The organism is Aestuariivirga sp., from assembly GCF_046093005.1.
Lineage (GTDB): Bacteria > Pseudomonadota > Alphaproteobacteria > Rhizobiales > Aestuariivirgaceae > Aestuariivirga.
Genome location: NZ_JBJTER010000162.1, coordinates 19,454 through 37,190, shown reverse-complemented (window position 1 = coordinate 37,190; position 17,737 = coordinate 19,454). Strand labels below are relative to the sequence as shown.

Genomic DNA, 17,737 nt, shown 5'->3' with positions numbered 1-17,737 from the left:
GCGGAAAGCTCGATCCCGGCCTTCGCCGGGATGACGGCCATGTCAGGGAGTGCATCCGATGACCCGCGAGAGGCTCTACCTGTTCGACACCACGCTGCGCGACGGCCAGCAGACGCCGGGCATCGATTTCTCGCTCGAGGACAAGCTCGTGGTGATGGGCATGCTCGATGAGCTGGGCGTGGACTACATCGAGGGCGGCTATGCCGGCGGCAACCCCACCGACACGCAGCTGTTCGCAACGCCCCGCAACACGCGGGCTACTTTCACCGCTTTCGGCATGACCAAGCGGGCGGGCCGCTCCGTGTCGAACGATCCAGGCCTCCAGCAGGTGCTGGCGGCGAAGGCGCCGGCCGCCTGTTTTGTGGCCAAGTCATGGGACTATCACGTGCGCGTGGCGCTGGGCTGCACGAATGAGGAAAATCTTGATGCGATCCGCCAGACGGTGGAGGCAGCCACGGCGGCGGGCAAGGAAGTGCTGATCGACTGCGAGCATTTCTTCGATGGCTACAAGGCCAACCCGGCCTATGCGCTGGCTTGCGCCGCGGAAGCTTACCGGGCGGGCGCGCGCTGGGTGGTGCTGTGCGACACCAATGGCGGCACGCTGCCCAATGAGGTGGGCGACATCGTGCGCGCGGTCACGTCCCGCGTGCCTGGCGGCAACCTCGGCATTCACGCCCACAATGACACGGACCAGGCTGCCGCCAATTCGCTGGCCGCTGTCGATGCCGGCGTGCGCCATATCCAGGGCACGCTCAATGGCATCGGCGAGCGCTGCGGCAACGCCAATCTCGTCTCGATCATTCCAACCCTGGTCATGAAGAAGCATTTCGCGGAGCGCTTCGAGACCGGCATCGACGCGGCACGCCTTTCGCAGCTCACCCACATCTCGCGGGCCTTCGACGAGCTCCTGAACCGCTCGCCCAACAAGCAGGCGCCCTATGTGGGCAAGAGTGCGTTTGCGACCAAGGCCGGCATTCATGCCTCGGCACTGCTCAAGGAACCCGAAACCTATGAGCATGTGCCCCCGGAGGCGGTGGGCAACCGCCGCGAGGTGCTGGTCTCCGACCAGGCCGGCAAATCCAACCTGCTGGCGGCGCTCGAGCGCATCGGCATCGCCGTCGCCAAGGACGATCCGCGGCTGGACAGCCTGCTTGGCGAGGTCAAGCAACGCGAGGCCCAGGGCTATGCCTATGATGGTGCGGATGCCTCCTTCGAGCTTCTGGCGCGCCGCACGCTGGGCAATGTGCCGAAGTATTTCGACGTCCTCTCCTTCCGGGTGATCGTCGAGGAACGTGACCGTGAAATGGTCTCTGAAGCCGTGGTCAAGGTGAAGGTGGGCGATCAGGTCTATCTGAACGCAGGCGAGGGCAACGGCCCCGTGAACGCTCTGGACGTGGCGCTGCGCAAGGACCTCGGCCGCTACCAGAGCTTCATCAGCGACATGGAACTCGTCGATTTCAAGGTGCGCATCCTCAATGGCGGCACCGGCGCCACCACCCGGGTGCTGATCGAAAGCCGCGACGGCAAGGGCAACCGCTGGTTTACGGTTGGCGTTTCGCCCAATATCGTGAATGCGTCATTCCAGGCGCTGTCCGACTCGCTTGTCTACAAGCTGGTGCGCGAGGGCGTGGCGGCCTAGCATTTGGCCAGGGCGGCATGCGCGGTGCACATGAGACCATGCCCGGAGCGGGTTTGCGAAGCGAGCCGCCGCGGGGCTAAAGGCCGGTCATGTCGATTGCCCGGGACGACGCCCCCATGCCGCGTACGCTGACGACTGCCGAAACCGGCGTGCTGCTGGCCGTGCTGGCCCATATCGTTTGGGGTGGGATGGCCTACTACTTTGGCCTCATCCGCTATATTTCGCCGCTCGAAATCGCCGTCAACCGCGGGGTCTGGTCGCTGCCCATCGCCGTCGCGGTGGTCTGGTATCTGGGCCAGTGGGGAGATGTGTGGCGCGCCGTCGCGCGTCCGCGCAACCTGGCCATCCTGACGCTCACTTCAGCCCTGATCGTGTTCAACTGGGGTTTCTATGTGTGGTCGATCGAGGTTGGCCGGACGCTGGAATCGAGCCTCGGCTATTTCATCAATCCGCTGCTCAACGTGGTGATGGGATATCTGTTCCTCGGCGAGCGCTTTACCGCGCCGCAGAAATTGGCGTTGGGTCTCGCGGTGGTGGCGGTTGGCATACAGACCGTGGCGCTGGGCCATTTTCCATGGCTCGGGCTGATGCTGGCATCGACTTTCTGCCTCTACGGTTTCCTCCGAAAGACCATACCGGTCGGGCCCACCCAGGGTTTTCTCATCGAGGTGGCGATCTCCACCCTGCCGCTTCTGGCAGCGCAATGGTGGCTGGTTTCCAAAGGCGAGGCGTATTTCGGTACCAACAGCCATGATACACTGATGCTGATGGGCTGCGGCGTCATGACGGCGGCCTCGCTCATGCTCTATGCCGCCTCGATCCGCCGCATCCGCTACTCGACGGCGGGGCTATTGCAATACATCTCACCGTCGCTGGTGTTCCTGACCGCCGTGTTCATCTTCGGCGAGCCGATGAACGCGCTGAAGCTCTCGTCATTCATGATCATCTGGCTGGCGCTGGCCATTTTCTCATTTTCGGCCTTGCGCGACGAACGTCAGCGGCGGCGCGAGGCTGAACCGGCCTGACCCCTACATCTTGTCAAGGATCGGGTGCGGGTGAGCCTTGTCCGGGCTGAGCCGCAGCCGCTGCTCGAAGGCCGGGATTACCTCTGCAGCGCTCGCCACCACGTCCATCTGAAATTCCAGCCCGTCACGGATGAAGGCCTCGGCCCGCATATGGTCCAGCAGCGTCACCAGCGGGTTCCAGTAGCCATCGATGTTGCACAGGATGATCGGCTTGCGGTGCTGGCCCAGCTGCGCCCAGGTGGTGATCTCTGCCAGCTCCTCCAGCGTGCCGAGCCCGCCCGGCAGGGCCACGAAGCCTGAGGCCCTGGCGAACATCGTCATCTTGCGGCTGTGCATGTCCGGCGTCACCACAAGATCGTTCACATCGGTCAGCATACGCTCCCGGTTGGCCAGGAATTCCGGAATGATTCCAGTTACATGGCCACCATGACCCAGGACGGTGCGAGCCACTTCGCCCATCAGCCCGAGGCTGCCGCCGCCATAGACCAGGCCGATGCCGGATGCCGCCATGGCCTGACCCAACTGCTGTGCCGCCGCGACATAGGCGGGGTTACGGCCATTGCCGGAGCCGCAATAGACGCACAGTGTTCGGGCAGGATTCATGGTCTAACTCCTCAGGTGATGCCGGGCCTTGGCGGGACTGCCTTTCCCCCGCGGAACGGCGCACCCTCGGCGAATCTTTGCGTAATCTGCAACTGCGGCCTATTTAAGGGGTTGAACTTCGGGCGCAAAGAGGCCATTCGCCTCATCCAGCAAGAATATGGAACGGCTAGGAAATGCAGAATAAGACTCCGATATTAGTGCTGACCGGGCTCGCCATCGTGGCGGCGGCCGCCATCGCCGGCCTGACCCGTGACCGCTGGATGGGCGAACCTGCCCCGCCGGCGACGACAGTCACCGCGGAAGCCCCGGCCACGGCGGAACCGCCAGCCACGCCGGAAGCGCCAGCAACCACGGAGCAAACCGCCGCGCCTGAAGCGCCGGCGGCAACCCAACAGGCCGCTGCCCCCGAACAGCCGGCCGCAGCGCCCGAGACACCCGCGCCCGCCGCTGAGCAGGCTGCGGCTCCGGAAACAACGCAACCCGCTGAGCAGGCGGCCACGCCCGCGCCAGCCGCGGTCCCCGAGGCAACGCAGGCCACAGAACAGGGGGCGACCGCCGAACAGCCCGCCGCGAAGACCAGCGCCGAACAGCCCGCGCCCGCCGCTCCCGCGCCGGAAACCGCCGAGCAAGTCGCGGCGGCACCCGCAGCCGAGGTGCAGCCGGAGGCAGCGCCTGCCGCCCCCGCCCCAAAGCTTGTGGTTCCTGCCTTCGACACGGTGCGCGTCGAAAAGACTGGCGAAGCGGTGATCGCCGGCGCCGCCGCGCCCAATGCGGACGTGGTCCTGAAATCGATGGCCAGGAGATCGGCCGCACCACCGCCAATGACGATGGCGCCTTTGTCATCGTTCTGGAAAAGCCCCTGCCACCTGGGAGCGGCGCGCTGACACTGGATGCCACGGCGCCGGGCGAGCCGGCTGCGACGGCGTCTGCACAGAGTGTGGCGGTGATCGTTCCGGAAGCGGCAAGCCAGGAGGCGCTGGTCGCCGTGGTGAGCCCCGACCAGCCGACCAAGGTTCTCCAGAAGCCCGCCGCGGCCGCCCCCCAGCCCGCCGCCGCGCCAGCACCGGAGACCCAGGCCGAAGCCCCGGAAGCGCCCGAGGCGGCGGCCAAGCCAGCCAAGCTCGTGAGCATCGACGCCGTCGATTATGACGCGGCTGGCGACATCGTCTTCTCCGGCCAGGGTGAGCAGGGCAACACCGCCCGTATCTATATCGACAACAATTTCATCGGTGACGCCGCTGTGGGCGCTGATGGCCGCTGGAGCTTCTCCGGCACCGCCGATGTGGCGCCTGGCGTACATACGCTTCGCGTTGACGGGCTCGATGCCAAGGGCGAGGTCGTGAACCGGGTCGAGGTTCCCTTCTTCCGCGAGGCGCAGAGCAAGGTAGCGGAGGCGACGCAGCCGGCGCCGGATCAGACCGCCGCCAATACCGAGGCCGCGGCAGAAGCGCCCGCTGCCACGGCTGAGGCGCAGCCGCCGGCCGAAGCCCCTGCCGCGGAGGCCACCGCCGCCGCCACGCCGCCGCCGCGCGAAGGCAGGGTGGTGATTCAGCCGGGCAATAATCTGTGGCGTATCTCGCGCGTGCTCTACGGGACCGGCGCCAAGTTCACCGTGCTGTACGAGGCCAACAAGGAACAGATCCGCAATCCTGACCTGATATATCCCGGACAGGTGTTCAAGACGCCCGATGTGGCGGCCAAGTTTGAGACGGTCGATCCCAAGCGCCGCGAGCCGCTGAAGCCTGACGAGAACGCGGCAGCCGGTCAGTAGTGCCATCCTGCAACAGGCGCGCGCGATGAGCCGCAAGACGCCCGTCACCGCTGATGCGCCGGCAAGCGACGGCGATCAGCTTGCCGTGCTGCGCGACCTGCTGCCCTATCTCTGGCCAGAAGGCCGCCCGGACCTCAAGGCCCGGGTGGTGCTGGCCATGCTGGCGCTGGTGCTGTCCAAGGTCGTCACCGTCGCCACGCCCTATGCATTCAAATACGCAACGGACGCCCTGACCGGCCAGGCCAGCGCGGCGGCCATCGCCGTCACCACGGTGCTGTTCCTGGTGCTGGCCTATGGCTTCGGGCGCATCATGATGGTGGTTCTGGCGCAGATCCGCGACGCGGTGTTCGCCAAAGTGAGCCAGCGCGCGGTGCGCGACCTTGCGGTGCGCACCTTCCGCCATTTGCATGCGCTCTCACTGCGCTTTCACCTCGAGCGGCGCACCGGCGGGCTGTCGCGTATCGTCTCGCGCGGCACCATGGGCATCGATACGGTGCTGCGTTTTTCCCTCTTCAATACCTTCCCGACGATCCTCGAGATCGTGCTGGTCGCCGGGGTGCTGGCCTGGTCCTATGGCTGGATTTATGCGGCGGTGATCCTCGTCACCGTGGTAGCCTATGTATGGTTTACCTATGCCGCAACGGAGTGGCGCATCAACATCCGCCGCGACATGAATGCCGCAGACAACGAGGCCAACACCAAGGCGGTAGACAGCCTGCTCAACTTCGAGACCGTCAAGTACTTCGGAAATGAGGAACACGAGGCCCGGCGCTACGCCAGGTCGATGGACAGCTATGAAAAGGCGGCGGTCAAGACCTGGGTGTCGCTCGCCGTGCTCAACGCCGGTCAGGCGGTGATCTTCTCGGTGGGTCTCACATTCGTCATGGCCATGTCGGCGCTGGCGGTCCGGGCCGGTACCGCGACGGTGGGCGATTTCGTCATGATCAACGCCTTGATGATCCAGCTCTACATGCCGCTCAACTTCATCGGGTCGTCCTATCGCGAGATCAAGCAGGGGCTGATCGATGTCGAGCAGATGTTCTCGCTCCTCCGGGTCAACGCCGAGATCGCCGACCGTCCGGGCGCCAAACCGCTGATTGTCTCGGCGGCGGATGTCGTCTTCGACAGGGTGAACTTCTCCTACGACCCGGAGCGGCAAATCCTCCGCAATCTTTCCTTGCGCGTGCCGCCGGGCAAGACGGTGGCGATCGTCGGACCTTCGGGCGCCGGCAAATCCACCATTTCGCGTCTGCTCTACCGCTTTTATGAGGCTGATAGCGGACGTATCATGATCGACGGGCAGGACATCGCGGATGTTACCCAGGTTTCGCTCCGCGCCGCTATCGGCATGGTTCCGCAGGACACCGTGCTGTTCAACGATACCATCCGCTACAATATCCGCTACGGCAGGCCCGACGCCACCGATGCCGAAGTCGAAGACGCGGCGCGCATGGCCCAGATCCATGATTTCGTGATGAGCCTGCCCAAGGGCTATGACACGCTGGTCGGCGAGCGCGGCCTCAAGCTGTCAGGTGGCGAGAAGCAGCGGGTTTCGATCGCCCGCACCATTCTCAAGGGTCCGCCCATCCTGATCCTTGACGAAGCCACCTCGGCGCTCGACAGCTTCACCGAGAACCAGATTCAGGCGGCGCTGCGCAAGGTTTCGGAAAACCGCACGACGCTGGTCATCGCGCACCGGCTTTCGACCGTCGTCGATGCCGACGATATCGTGGTGCTGGAGCGCGGCGAGGTGGCCGAGCGCGGCACCCACACGGAACTGCTCGCCCGCAATGGCCTCTATGCCGCGATGTGGAACCGCCAGCGCCAGGCCGAGCAGGCGCGCGAAATCCTCAAGGAAGTCGAGGGCGAGACGGCAGCTGCCCCGCGCGCCCGCGATGCCGAGCGCCAGCCCGCAAACTGAGATAGGCTGCGCGCTCACAGCACTTTGCAAATTCCGCTTAAGCCGCTAGAGGTGCGCTGATGTCAGTATTTCAATCGGTTTCTCAGGTTCTCGTTCCCATCCACCGCGAAGGCTACCGTTTCGTGGCTATCTTCGCCGCGGTGACGATTGCCCTGTTCTGGCTTCATTTAACGCCGCTTGCCTGGCTCGGCGTGGTGCTGACCCTGTGGTGCGCCTATTTCTTCCGCGATCCGGAGCGGGTGACGCCGTTGCGCGACGGGCTGGTCATTTCTCCGGCCGACGGCCGCGTCAGCGCCATCGAGGAGGTGGTGCCGCCCCCCGAACTCGATCTGCCCCGCGACCCCATCATCCGAATCTCCGTGTTCATGAATGTTTTCGACGTGCATGTGAACCGTGCGCCCCTTGATGCCGCGATCAGCCGCATCGTCTACATACCGGGGCTGTTCCTCAATGCCGATCTCGACAAGGCCTCACTCGACAACGAGCGCCAGGCCCTGACCCTCGAGCGCGCCAACGGCCAGCGCATCGGCGTTGTGCAAATTGCCGGGCTGGTGGCCCGCCGCATCGTCAAGTTCGTGAACGAGGGCGAACATCTGTCAGCGGGCCAGCGTTTCGGCCTGATCCGCTTCGGCAGCCGGGTTGATGTCTATCTGCCGAAAGGCGCGCAAGCGCTGGTCTGCGTCGGCCAGCGGGCGGTGGCGGGCGAGACCGTGCTGGCCGACCTCGATTCGTCAGAGCCGTCCCGTCCGGGGCGCAGCAGCTGATGGAGGGCGGCCCGCGCAACATTGACCGCTCGCTTGAAGCCGGCCAGTCCCGCTTCCGCATGGTGCCGGTCCGCTATCTCCTGCCCAACATGATCACCCTTCTGGCGCTGTGCAGCGGGGTGACCGCTATCCGTTTTGCGGTCGAGGCGCGCTACGAGCTGGCGGTGGCCAGTGTCATCGTCGCGGTGGTGCTCGATGCCGTGGACGGCAGGCTGGCGCGGCTTCTCAAAGGCACGTCGCGGTTTGGCGCCGAACTCGATTCGCTTGCTGATTTCGTGAATTTTGGCGTGGCGCCCGCGGTGCTGCTCTATGTCTGGTCGCTCAATTCGCTGAAGACACTGGGGTGGGTCATCGCCTTGATCCTGGCGATCTGCTGCGCGCTGCGGCTGGCGCGCTTTAATGTGGCGCTGGACGATCCCGGAAAGCCCGCCTGGGCGGCCGGCTTCTTCAGCGGCGCGCCGGCCCCGGCAGGTGCGGGGCTCGCACTGCTGCCTTTTTACCTCGGATTTCTCGGCATTATTGACGATGGTCATAATTGGGCGCCGGTGATCGGCCCCTATGTAACGCTGATCGCGCTGTTCATGGTGAGCCGCATCCCCACCTATTCGGGCAAGAACCTGGGCCGCATTCGCGGCGAGTTCGTGCTGCCGGTGCTGGGGCTGGCGGTTCTGGCGGTGATCATGCTGATCGCCTATCCGTGGGAGCTTCTGACGCTGATGAGCATCGCCTATCTGGCGCTCGTTCCGGTGAGCATCCGCTCCTACCGGCGGCACAAGACAGCAACCACACCCCGCTCCAGCGGGTGACCAGGGCTTCTCACAGGACGCGCGACAGATCGGCGATCAGGTCATCCGCGCTTTCGATTCCCACCGACAGGCGAAAGACGCCATCTCCCGCATAGTCGCGGTAGCGGCGGCGTCCTTCGGCATCGTGGCGGAAGCTCGACGCCTCGATATCCTCCGTGCCGATCCAGTAGATCAGGCTGCGGTGATGGCCGAGCGATACGGCGTAATGAATGATTTCGAGCTCCTTGACCATGCGGGCGGCGACCTCTGGCCCCGCGGCCTTGGTCTGAAACGTCATCATGCCGGAGAAGTTGCGCATCTGGCGTCTTGCCAGCTCATGCTGGGGGTGAGAGGAAAGACCGGGATAGAGAACCCGGCTCACGGCCGGATGCGTTTCAAGAAACCGCGCGACCTGCAGAGCTGCGTCTTCATGCGCGCGCATGCGGATCGGCAAGGTGGCTGCGCCGCGCAGGATCAGCCAGGCATTGAACGGTGACAATACGCCGCCGAAATGCACATTGGCTTCCAGCCGCAGGGCGTCGAGTTCGGCCTTGCGGCCCAACACCGCGCCGCCCATCGCATCGCCGTGCCCGCCGATGTATTTGGTGAGGGAATGAACGACGAAATCGGCGCCCAGCGCCAGCGGCTTGGTGGCGATGGGCGAAGCGTAGGTGGAATCAACCGCCACATCGCGTACGCCACGGTCATGGGCTAGCCGCGCGAGCAAGGCGATGTCACAGAGTTTCATCGTCGGATTGGCGGGTGTTTCAAGCCACAACATGCGGGTGTTGGGGCCGATGGCGGACGCCACCTCATCCGGGTTCGCCAGATCAACGAGCGACACCTCGATCCCAAAGCGTGGCAGCGTGTCGCGCGCCAGCTCGGCGATGGCCACGTAATTGGCATCGGGCAGGATCACATGGTCGCCGCGGCCAAGCCTGCCGCAGATCAGCGCATGCGCCGCGGCAACGCCCGAGGCATAGCAACAGGCGGCCTCCGCCCCTTCCAGCGCGGCAAGCTTGGCCTCGAGTTGAGCCACGGTCGGACTGGCCACCCGGCTGTAGACATAGCCGTCATATCCCTGCTCGTCACGGGCCGAGAACCCGGCCACCGCTTCCGGCGCGAAGGTTACGGACATCACCAGATTGGGTGAGGAGGCGCGGGTCGCCGGGTCGACAAACTCGCCGGCGTGAACGGCGGCGGTTTCGGGCTGCCAGTCGCGATTTCCCTTTTGGCGTCCGGCCATGATGTGGTTTTTCCTTTCCCTGCGGTTTGGCCTATGATGAACAACGCGAAACGAATCTGCAACGCCAGCTCACGGGGAATGGTTCACGGCGCGACATGAAGTGGGATCAGCCCCATTGGAGCGGTAGGCCACAGCTGAGCGAGCCGCCGCGGCGCAAGCTGCGGCCCAATGGCTTTGCGAAGCTGGCGCGGTTTGCCGCGCGCCACGCGGCCGTGGCCGTGATACTGGCCGCCTTGCTGGCGAGCCTCGCCGGTGGTTTCGCGGTCTCCCGGCTGGAAATTGATCCCGATCAGCGGCCGCGCATCACCCTGGACGAGACCACCGCCAAATTGCAGGTCGCTCTTGAGCGCGCCTTCCCCGGTATCGAGCAGACATTTCTGGCGCTCGTCACCAGCCGCGATCCTGAAACCGCGCGCCAGCAAGCGCTGGCGCTGGCAGCCACCTTGAGCCGGCGCGACGATGTATTCCTCTCGGCCTTCGTGCCCGGCACCGGTGTTTTCTACGAGACGCGCGGTCTGCTTTACCGCGATGCCGCGGAGGTCAACGCCCGCGTCGACGCGTTCCTGCGGATGGAGCCGCTCTACCACGCGCTGGCGGCGTCTCCGGACATGCTGGGCCTTGCTACGCTGGTGCGAGAGATCGCCACGGCGGTGGAGCAGGGCCGGTCTCCGCCGGGTTTGGCCGAAGTGCTTCTGGCCGCCTCGGGCGCTATCGAAGCCCAGGCGAAGGGCAAACCGCGGCCTGTGAACTGGGAGCTTCTGGCTGGCCTCGATGGCGGTGTGCAAGCCAAGCGCTGGTACGTGCTGGCGGCACCCGTGCCGGGCAAGGAACGCGAAGCGGCTGCCGCCGCACGCCAGGCATCGCAAGGCATGCAGGAGGTACGCTGGCTGTGGCCGCGCCGCGCGCTGGCTTCGGCGCCCAGCACACTGCGCGATTTCGTGGTGCCGGCGTCCTTGTCGGTACTTCTGACTCTCGTTCTGTTGTGGGCGGGGCTAGGGTCGTTCCGGCAGGCGGGGGCGGTCATGCTGTGCGCGGCGGTGACGTTGTGCGTCACCGGCGCTGCGGCGGCGGCGATGGGCCGGCCGCTCGATGGCGCGACCTGGTCATTTGCACTCGCCGTTCTGGCGCCCCTCATGGTGACCGGCGGGGTGACGGCCGTCACTTATGGCGAGGGCCGGTCTCGCGGGCTGGCGCCGGATCAGGCGGTGATGCTCGCGGCGCAGCGGCAAGGCGGCTTTGTCACGGCGGCGGCGCTGCTATTGGCAGCGGTGTGGGTGGGGTGGTTGGCGCGGCCGCTGCCATCGCGCGGTCCTTTTGCGGTGTGAGCGCTGGCAGGCTGCGCGTCCGCCTGGATGGCCGTTCTCCTCGTGCTTCCGGCCGCTCTGCGGTTGACGGCCACCCGCCAGGCGGAGGCGGTGCCGCATTGGCTTGATGATGCGTTCGGCGGTAACCGGCCTTCGCAGGCGCGCACCGCCGCCGATTTGTTGGCGGTCGCCGTGCTGGCCCTGGCGGTGCTCTCGACGATATTTCTGCCTGCCACGCGCTTTGGAGAGCGGCAGCTGCCATCCTCGCCCCCGGCCCTGCTCGATACACCCGATGCCCGCGGCGCCATTCACATCCTGGCGGCTGCGAAAGACGTTCCGGAACTGGTCGACAAGCTTTCCGCACTGCCCGAGGTGGGCGCGATCCGCACCGCCACGCAATTCCTGCCGCCCGATTCCGGGGCCAAGGTCGCCGCCTTGCGCCGGCTTGCGGCGTTCACGCCGTTTGAACTCGCGCGGCGCCCGGCGCCCGACGAGACGATGCTGCGCGATAGTATTGCCGACCTTCAGGAGCAACTCGCGGCCATTACGCAGGCGTCCGCCTCATCCGATGAATTGCGGGCGGCTGCGAACCGGCTGCGCCGGGCGATCGAGCTGTTCGCGGCGCCCCAGCCGCCAATGCGCGAAGCCATCACTGGCCTGGAGGCCGCGCTGTTCGGCGGTCTTGGCGGCGTAGCCGCGCGCGTCCAGGAGCTGGCCGTGCTGCAGCCTCCGTCCGTTTCAGATCTCGACCCGCAGCTATTGCGCCGCTTTGTTTCACCGGATGGCTTATGGCGCATCGAGGTGATGCCGCGCAGCGGCATTGGCGAGTTGTCCTTCGCGGCGGCGTTGCGGCAGACCGTGCCACAAGCGGCGGGGGAACCGGTCGTCGCCCTGATGCGCAATGAGATGATTCAGCATGAAGCCTATCTGGCGGTCGCTACCGCGCTGGTGGCGGCTGCGATGCTGGTGCTGGCGGCATTGCGGAGCGTTCGCGGCCTCATAATGACAGTAGCCCCGGCGGCGGCCTTCATCACGCTCGCGGCGGCCGTCACCGTGCTGCTCGGCATCAGCCTCAATGCCGCGATGCTGGCTGGCATCAGCGCCGCAATCGCCGTGCTGATGGCGTGTTCGATGCTGCTGGCGCGGCGCTTCGCCGCCGCCGGCGCGCCTGTGAAGCCTGCCGCCCTGCCATTGCGCGCCGCGGTGCTGGCGCCGGTTACGCTGGCATTCGCCGCTGCGCCGCTGATGATCTCTTCGCGGCCGGCGGTCGCTGAATTGGGTGCGGCACTTACACTGCTCATGATAATTGCCGCCTTTCTCGTTGCGGTCCTCGTCCCCGCCATGGCGCGCTGGCTGAGCGCCCTCACTGAACCAGAGGTCGCCAAGCGCCGCTCCGTTTGAGAAAAGCGCTAGGCCGGGGCTTGGTTGCGGAGATCACGCCATTATGCGATATTCCCATTATGTGCTTCCATGCCACATCCTCCGGGGTAATCTTGCCCGTCTGGTCCCGCACCACCTACGATGAGGTGATGCTGCGCTGCGCGCGCATCGGCTTCAAACCTTAGAATCTCTCGATTCATTGCTCTGCATTCGGCTGTCTCCAGAAGGCGGCTACCACCAATTCAATCCGGGAGACTTTCCCATGAACGTGCTCAACAAGAACATCGACATCGCCGAAGTCGTGCGGAACGACATCGAACATCATTTCCACCCCTTCACCGACCACAAAGCCTTTCACGCCGAGGGCGGCCCGCGGGTGATGACCCAGGCCGAGGGCGTCTATATCTGGGATGGCAAGGGCAACAAGATTCTCGACGCCATGTCGGGGCTGTGGTGCGTCAACGTCGGCTACGGCCGCAAGGAACTGGCGGAAGCCGCTTACCGGCAGATGCTCGACCTTCCCTATTACAACACCTTCTTCAAGACGACGACGGTGCCGACAACCGAGCTTGCGGCCAAGATCTCCTCGGTGATGCCGGACCGCTTCAAGCATATCTTCTTCACCAATTCCGGCTCGGAATCGAATGACACGATCGTGCGTTTCGTGCGCCATTACTGGAAGCTCAAGGGCAAGCCCTACCGGCAGCATTTCATCGCCCGCGTCAGGGGCTATCACGGCTCGACCATGGTGGCCGCCAATCTGGGCGGCTTCCAGGGCATGCATGAGCAGGTGGGCACGGAATTTCCAGGCTTCCACCATGTGCAGCAGCCGCATTGGTTCGATTTCGGCGGCGACAAGACGCCGGAAGAATTCGGCCTCGAAGCCGCCGCCGCGCTGGAGAATAAGATCCTCGAAGTGGGGCCGGATAACGTTGCTGCCTTCATCGGTGAACCCGTCCAGGGGGCGGGCGGCGTCATCATTCCGCCGTCTACCTACTGGCCGGAAGTCGAGCGCATCTGCCGCAAATATGGCATCCTGATCATTTCCGATGAGGTGATCTGCGGCTTCGGGCGCACCGGCAACTGGTGGGGTTTCGAGACGATGGGCTTCTCACCGGACATCGTGCCGATGGCGAAGGGCCTGTCGTCGGGCTATCTGCCGATCGGCGCGGTGGCTTTCGCCGACCACCTGATCAAGGATTTCTTCGAACTGGGCGGCGAGTTCTACCATGGCATGACCTATGCCGGGCATCCGGTTTCCTGCGCGGTGGCGTTGCGGAACATCGAAATCATCCAGCAGGAGAAACTGGTTGAGCGGGCTCGCGAACTGGGCCCCTATTTCGCCGCCGCGCTCGCCTCGCTGCGCGATCACCCGATTGTCGGTGAAACCCGTTCCGTGGGGCTCATCGGGGCGATCGAGATCTCCAACGACAAGGCCAAGCGCGGACGCTTCGCCAAGCCAGGGCGGGTCGGCTCCATGTGCCGCGATAATTGCATCCGCAACGGCCTCATCATGCGGGCCTGCTGGGACACCATGGTGCTTTCGCCGCCACTGGTGATCAGCCGGCAGGAAATCGACAAGATCGTACAACTGGCGCGTGTAGCGCTGGATGCGACCTATGCCGAGGTCAAGGCCGAGGTTGCCTGATTAACGAAACTTAAGTGCTTTCCCCGTTGGCGTGGGGAAGAGCGGCGGTTATCTTTGCCACGAATAGGAACCGCCACGGCACCGGGCGGCTGCCAAGATCGGTGCAGATTTTTCTGTAAGGTCAAAAGCCATGTCGACATTCCGTCCGTATTTCCGCCCCAACCGCCGCGCGCTCCTGAAAGCGGGCGGCGCCGCTGCCGTCGGCCTCACCTTCTTGCCGCGTTTCTCGCTGGCAGCGGAGGAGAAGAAGCTCAACTTCTATAACTGGGACACTTACATCGGCGAGAACACGCTTGCCGATTTCGAGAAGGACACTGGCATCGAGGTCAAGCTCGACCTTTACGCCGATAATGACGAACTGTTCGCCAAGCTCAAGGGCGGCAACCCGGGCTACGATGTGATCGTGCCGACCAATGACACGCTGGAACGCATGATCAAGGCGGATATGGTGATCCCGCTCGACCACACGAAGATCCCCAACATGTCGAACATCGACGAGCCGTTCAAGGATTCGGCTTTCGACCCCGGCCGCAAGTTTTCGATTCCCTATATGTGGGGCACGGTCGGTATCGGCTACCGTAAGTCGGCGGTGAATGGGACGCCGGACAGCTGGAAAGTTCTTTATGACTCGGATGAGTATGCCGGGGCCATCTCGCTCCTGGGTGACCAGTCGAACGTGCTGGGAGGCGGCCTGAAGTATCTCGGCTTCTCCTGGAACTCGACCAACCCGGACGAGCTGAAGAAGGTCGAGGACCTGCTGATCAGACAGAAGAAGAACATCAAGGTGTTCGCCAATGACAACGGCCAGGACCTGCTGGCCGCGGGTGAGGTGAAGCTGTGTCAGGAGTGGAACGGCGACATCAAGCAGGTGATCCTGGAGGACGATGACGTGGCCTACGTTGTTCCCAAGGAAGGTTCGCTCCTGTGGCAGGATACGCTGGCCATCCCGAAGGGCGCCCCGCACCCTGAGAACGCGCATGCTTTCATGAACTTCGTCCTCGGCGCCGAAGCCGGCAAGGAGATCGTCGCCACCATCCTCTACGCCACTGCCAATAAGGCGGCGAAGGAGCTGATGCCGGGCGACTACAAGAACAATCCGGTGATCTTCCCGTCGCCCGAAACCATCGCCAAATGCGAGCCCGGCCTCTATCTCGGCGAGGAGGCTACCAAGCTCCGCGATGAAATCATGACGCGCATCCGGGCGGCCTAAGATAGTCAACAAGTGGGCGGTGCCTGAATAGGGTGCCGCCCAGCGAATTTTTTGCTATTGGGAGCTGATGCTTGCAACGCTCCGGCCACCTTCCGTCGATAGTGAGGCACTGAAGGCTTTCGCAGCCTCCGTCTATGGGCTCGTTGGCGCGTGGAACCCACTCGAAGGTGAGCGCGACCGCAATTTCCGAGTCTTGTCGGCCGCTGGCGCCAGCGTCGTCTTCAAGCTCTGCCACCCGGCGGAAGGAGACAGCGTTCTCCTCTGCCAGGCCGAAGCGCTTGAGCATATCGCGGCGACCGATCCCTCCCTGCCGGTGCCGCGACTGATCCGGACCCGTGATGGCCAGCCTCTTGGCCGCTTCATCCAGGAGAACATCTCCTATCCGGTGATGGTGCTGAGCTGGCTGGATGGTCAGGTACTGGGCGAAGCCAACCTGACGTCACCGGGTCTCTATGAACTTGGCCGGATGCTGGCCCGGCTGGGTCTGGCCCTGCGTGGCTTCGTAAACGGCGCTCCGGCTACTCGCGATCTCGTGTGGGACATCCGCCATGTGATGCGGCTTGCCCCGCATGTGGACGCCCTGCCGCCGGAAGACCGCGCACTCGCCCGGAGTATTCTGGCCCGCCATGCCGAGGTCACCGTGCCCGCCATGCGCCACATGCGCTCGCAGATCGTGCATGGCGATGTCCACCCCTACAACGCACTGGTGGCGTCTGACGGCCAGATAGGCGGGATCATCGACTTTGGCGATATGGTGCATGGCGCGCTGATCCTCGAGCTTGCCAATGCGGCGGGCGACTTCCTCACGCCTTTGCAAGACCCTGCCGAGACGATCTTCGAGATGGTGCGCGGCTTTCACAGCGTGACACCGCTGGAGGAGGCCGAAGCCGATGTACTGGTCGATCTGATCGAGGTACGCCTGTTGATGACGCCGCTGATTGATGCACTGAAACGTGCCAACGGTATTGCATCCCAGGGCTATTTCGAGAATTTCAACGGCCGTAGCCTGCCCATGATCCATGAACTTCGCCGCATCGGCCATGACCGCCTCCACGGGCTGGTGCGCCGCGCCGCGGCCTTTCCGCCGCGGCCGCCTCGGAGTTCCAGCGATGCCGCTGAGCTGATCGCCCGCCGCCGCAAGGTGATGGGTGAAAAGCTCTATGTGTTCTACAAGCCTCCGCTTCACATCGTGAAGGGTGAGGGTGTGTGGCTGACCGCTTCCGATGGGCGGCGCTATCTCGATTGCTACAACAACGTGCCACATGTGGGGCACTGCCACCCTTATGTGACCGCCGCCATCGCCCGCCAGGCTGCAACGCTCAACACCAACACCCGCTACATTACAGACCAGGCGGTCGACTATGCCGAGCGGCTGGTGGACCTTGCCGGAGACGGCCTATCATCCGTGGTATTCGTCAATTCCGGCAGCGAGGCCAATGATCTTGCCTGGCGCATGGCCAAGGCCTTCACCGGCCATACGGGCGGGCTTGCTATGGATTTCGCCTATCATGGCGTGAGCGAGGCGATCGACGCCTTCTCGCCGTCGAATTCGCCGGAGCATTGGACCGCGCCGCATATCCGGCTGTTGACGCCGCCCGATATCTATCGCGGCCCCTTCGGCGCGGACGATCCGCAAGTTGGGGAACGCTACGCGGCGCTCGCCGATGCGCCGATTGCCGAACTGCAAGAGAAAGGCTTGGGCGTCGCCGCCGCGATGATCGACTCTGCCTTCATGACCAACGGCATTCTTGATGCGCCACAGGGCTATCTTGCGGGCATTGTGGATCGCGTGCGGCGCGCCGGAGGATTGTTCATCGCCGATGAGGTGCAGTCCGGCTTCGGCCGGATGGGAACCGCCTTCTGGGGCCACCGCCACCATGGCGTTGCGCCGGATTTCATCACCATTGGAAAGCCGGCCGGCAATGGCCATCCGGTGGGCGCGGTGATCACCCGGCCGGAGATTCTCGCCCATTTCCTCAAATTCGGCCCCTTCTTCTCAACCTTCGGCGGCAACAACGTGGCCTGTGCCGCCGGCATCGCCGTTTTGGACGTGATCCGCGATGAGAACCTGGTCGAGAATGCCCGCGTGACAGGGACCTATCTCCGTGAAGGCCTGGCCTCCCTCATGCACAAACATGCGCTGATCGGGGATGTGCGCGGGGTGGGGCTCGCGACCGGCGTTGAACTTGTGCGGGACCGGTCCAGCAAGGAGCCTGCCCCAGCGGAAACCACGCGTCTCCTGTCATTACTGCGTGACGAGGGCGTCCTCATCGGCGGTGAGGGCAAACATGGTAACATCCTGAAGATCAGGCCGCCCATCGTGTTTACCCGCGCGCATGCCGACATCGCCGTTGCTGCGGTGGACCGGGCGCTGAACCGGCTCTAGGGCGGGGTTGCCGGGCGGGGCGGTGCTGGGCTAGGCTTCCCTTAACAGTTAATGC

Annotated in this window: 14 protein-coding genes; 12 read left to right on the top strand and 2 right to left on the bottom strand. The window is 64.5% G+C overall.

What is annotated here, in order from left to right; all coding sequences use genetic code 11:
• Nucleotides 1-58: 58 nt before the first annotated feature.
• Together cimA and rarD are read left to right on the top strand one after the other, a co-directional pair.
• Nucleotides 59-1,639, top strand: a complete 1,581-nt coding sequence (cimA, locus tag ACKOED_RS13895) for a citramalate synthase (RefSeq protein ID WP_408917207.1) — start codon at nucleotides 59-61, stop codon at nucleotides 1,637-1,639.
• A 116-nt stretch (nucleotides 1,640-1,755) separates the two neighbouring features.
• Entirely contained in the window at nucleotides 1,756-2,664 is a 909-nt protein-coding gene (gene rarD / locus ACKOED_RS13890; RefSeq protein WP_408917206.1) for an EamA family transporter RarD, read from the top strand.
• A 3-nt stretch (nucleotides 2,665-2,667) separates the two neighbouring features.
• Here rarD and ACKOED_RS13885 read toward each other — a convergent pair whose 3' ends face one another.
• The gene (locus ACKOED_RS13885) at nucleotides 2,668-3,267 is read right to left on the bottom strand and encodes a TIGR00730 family Rossman fold protein (RefSeq protein ID WP_408917205.1); all 600 of its coding nucleotides are present in this window, start codon (nucleotides 3,265-3,267) and stop codon (nucleotides 2,668-2,670) included.
• A gap of 173 nt (nucleotides 3,268-3,440) precedes the next feature.
• Between ACKOED_RS13885 and ACKOED_RS13880 the strand changes: the two genes are divergently transcribed.
• The 5 genes from ACKOED_RS13880 to ACKOED_RS13860 are packed head-to-tail and all read left to right on the top strand — an operon-like array spanning nucleotide 3,441 to nucleotide 8,529.
• Nucleotides 3,441-4,151 (top strand): hypothetical protein, encoded by a 711-nt coding sequence (locus ACKOED_RS13880; RefSeq protein WP_408917204.1) that lies wholly within the window; start codon nucleotides 3,441-3,443, stop codon nucleotides 4,149-4,151.
• Nucleotides 4,152-4,210: 59 nt separating this feature from the next.
• Entirely contained in the window at nucleotides 4,211-5,038 is an 828-nt protein-coding gene (locus ACKOED_RS13875) for a LysM peptidoglycan-binding domain-containing protein (RefSeq protein WP_408917203.1), read from the top strand.
• A gap of 25 nt (nucleotides 5,039-5,063) precedes the next feature.
• A complete protein-coding gene (locus tag ACKOED_RS13870; protein WP_408917202.1) occupies nucleotides 5,064-6,959 on the top strand; it encodes an ABCB family ABC transporter ATP-binding protein/permease in 1,896 nt (631 codons plus the stop codon).
• A 59-nt stretch (nucleotides 6,960-7,018) separates the two neighbouring features.
• Entirely contained in the window at nucleotides 7,019-7,723 is a 705-nt protein-coding gene (locus tag ACKOED_RS13865) for a phosphatidylserine decarboxylase (RefSeq protein ID WP_408917201.1), read from the top strand.
• Entirely contained in the window at nucleotides 7,723-8,529 is an 807-nt protein-coding gene (locus ACKOED_RS13860) for a CDP-alcohol phosphatidyltransferase family protein (RefSeq protein ID WP_408917200.1), read from the top strand. Before ACKOED_RS13865 ends, ACKOED_RS13860 begins: the two co-directional genes overlap by 1 nt.
• A 10-nt stretch (nucleotides 8,530-8,539) precedes the next feature.
• Here ACKOED_RS13860 and ACKOED_RS13855 read toward each other — a convergent pair whose 3' ends face one another.
• Nucleotides 8,540-9,754 carry a trans-sulfuration enzyme family protein gene (locus ACKOED_RS13855; RefSeq protein ID WP_408917198.1) on the bottom strand — a complete coding sequence of 405 codons (1,215 nt, stop codon included), beginning with the start codon at nucleotides 9,752-9,754 and terminating at the stop codon, nucleotides 8,540-8,542.
• A gap of 95 nt (nucleotides 9,755-9,849) precedes the next feature.
• On the opposite strand from ACKOED_RS13855, the gene ACKOED_RS13850 reads away from it, so the two are divergent.
• The 5 genes from ACKOED_RS13850 (at nucleotide 9,850) to ACKOED_RS13830 (ending at nucleotide 17,682) form a co-directional block, all read left to right on the top strand.
• Complete coding sequence (locus ACKOED_RS13850; protein WP_408917197.1) at nucleotides 9,850-11,079, top strand: hypothetical protein; 1,230 nt, start codon at nucleotides 9,850-9,852, stop codon at nucleotides 11,077-11,079.
• A 27-nt stretch (nucleotides 11,080-11,106) separates the two neighbouring features.
• Nucleotides 11,107-12,459, top strand: a complete 1,353-nt coding sequence (locus ACKOED_RS13845) for a hypothetical protein (protein ID WP_408917196.1) — start codon at nucleotides 11,107-11,109, stop codon at nucleotides 12,457-12,459.
• 241 nt (nucleotides 12,460-12,700) lie between these two features.
• Nucleotides 12,701-14,086 (top strand): aspartate aminotransferase family protein, encoded by a 1,386-nt coding sequence (locus tag ACKOED_RS13840; protein WP_408917195.1) that lies wholly within the window; start codon nucleotides 12,701-12,703, stop codon nucleotides 14,084-14,086.
• A 130-nt stretch (nucleotides 14,087-14,216) separates the two neighbouring features.
• Complete coding sequence (locus tag ACKOED_RS13835) at nucleotides 14,217-15,296, top strand: PotD/PotF family extracellular solute-binding protein (RefSeq protein ID WP_408917194.1); 1,080 nt, start codon at nucleotides 14,217-14,219, stop codon at nucleotides 15,294-15,296.
• A 67-nt stretch (nucleotides 15,297-15,363) separates the two neighbouring features.
• Nucleotides 15,364-17,682 carry an aminotransferase class III-fold pyridoxal phosphate-dependent enzyme gene (locus ACKOED_RS13830; RefSeq protein ID WP_408917193.1) on the top strand — a complete coding sequence of 773 codons (2,319 nt, stop codon included), beginning with the start codon at nucleotides 15,364-15,366 and terminating at the stop codon, nucleotides 17,680-17,682.
• Nucleotides 17,683-17,737 lie beyond the last annotated feature (55 nt).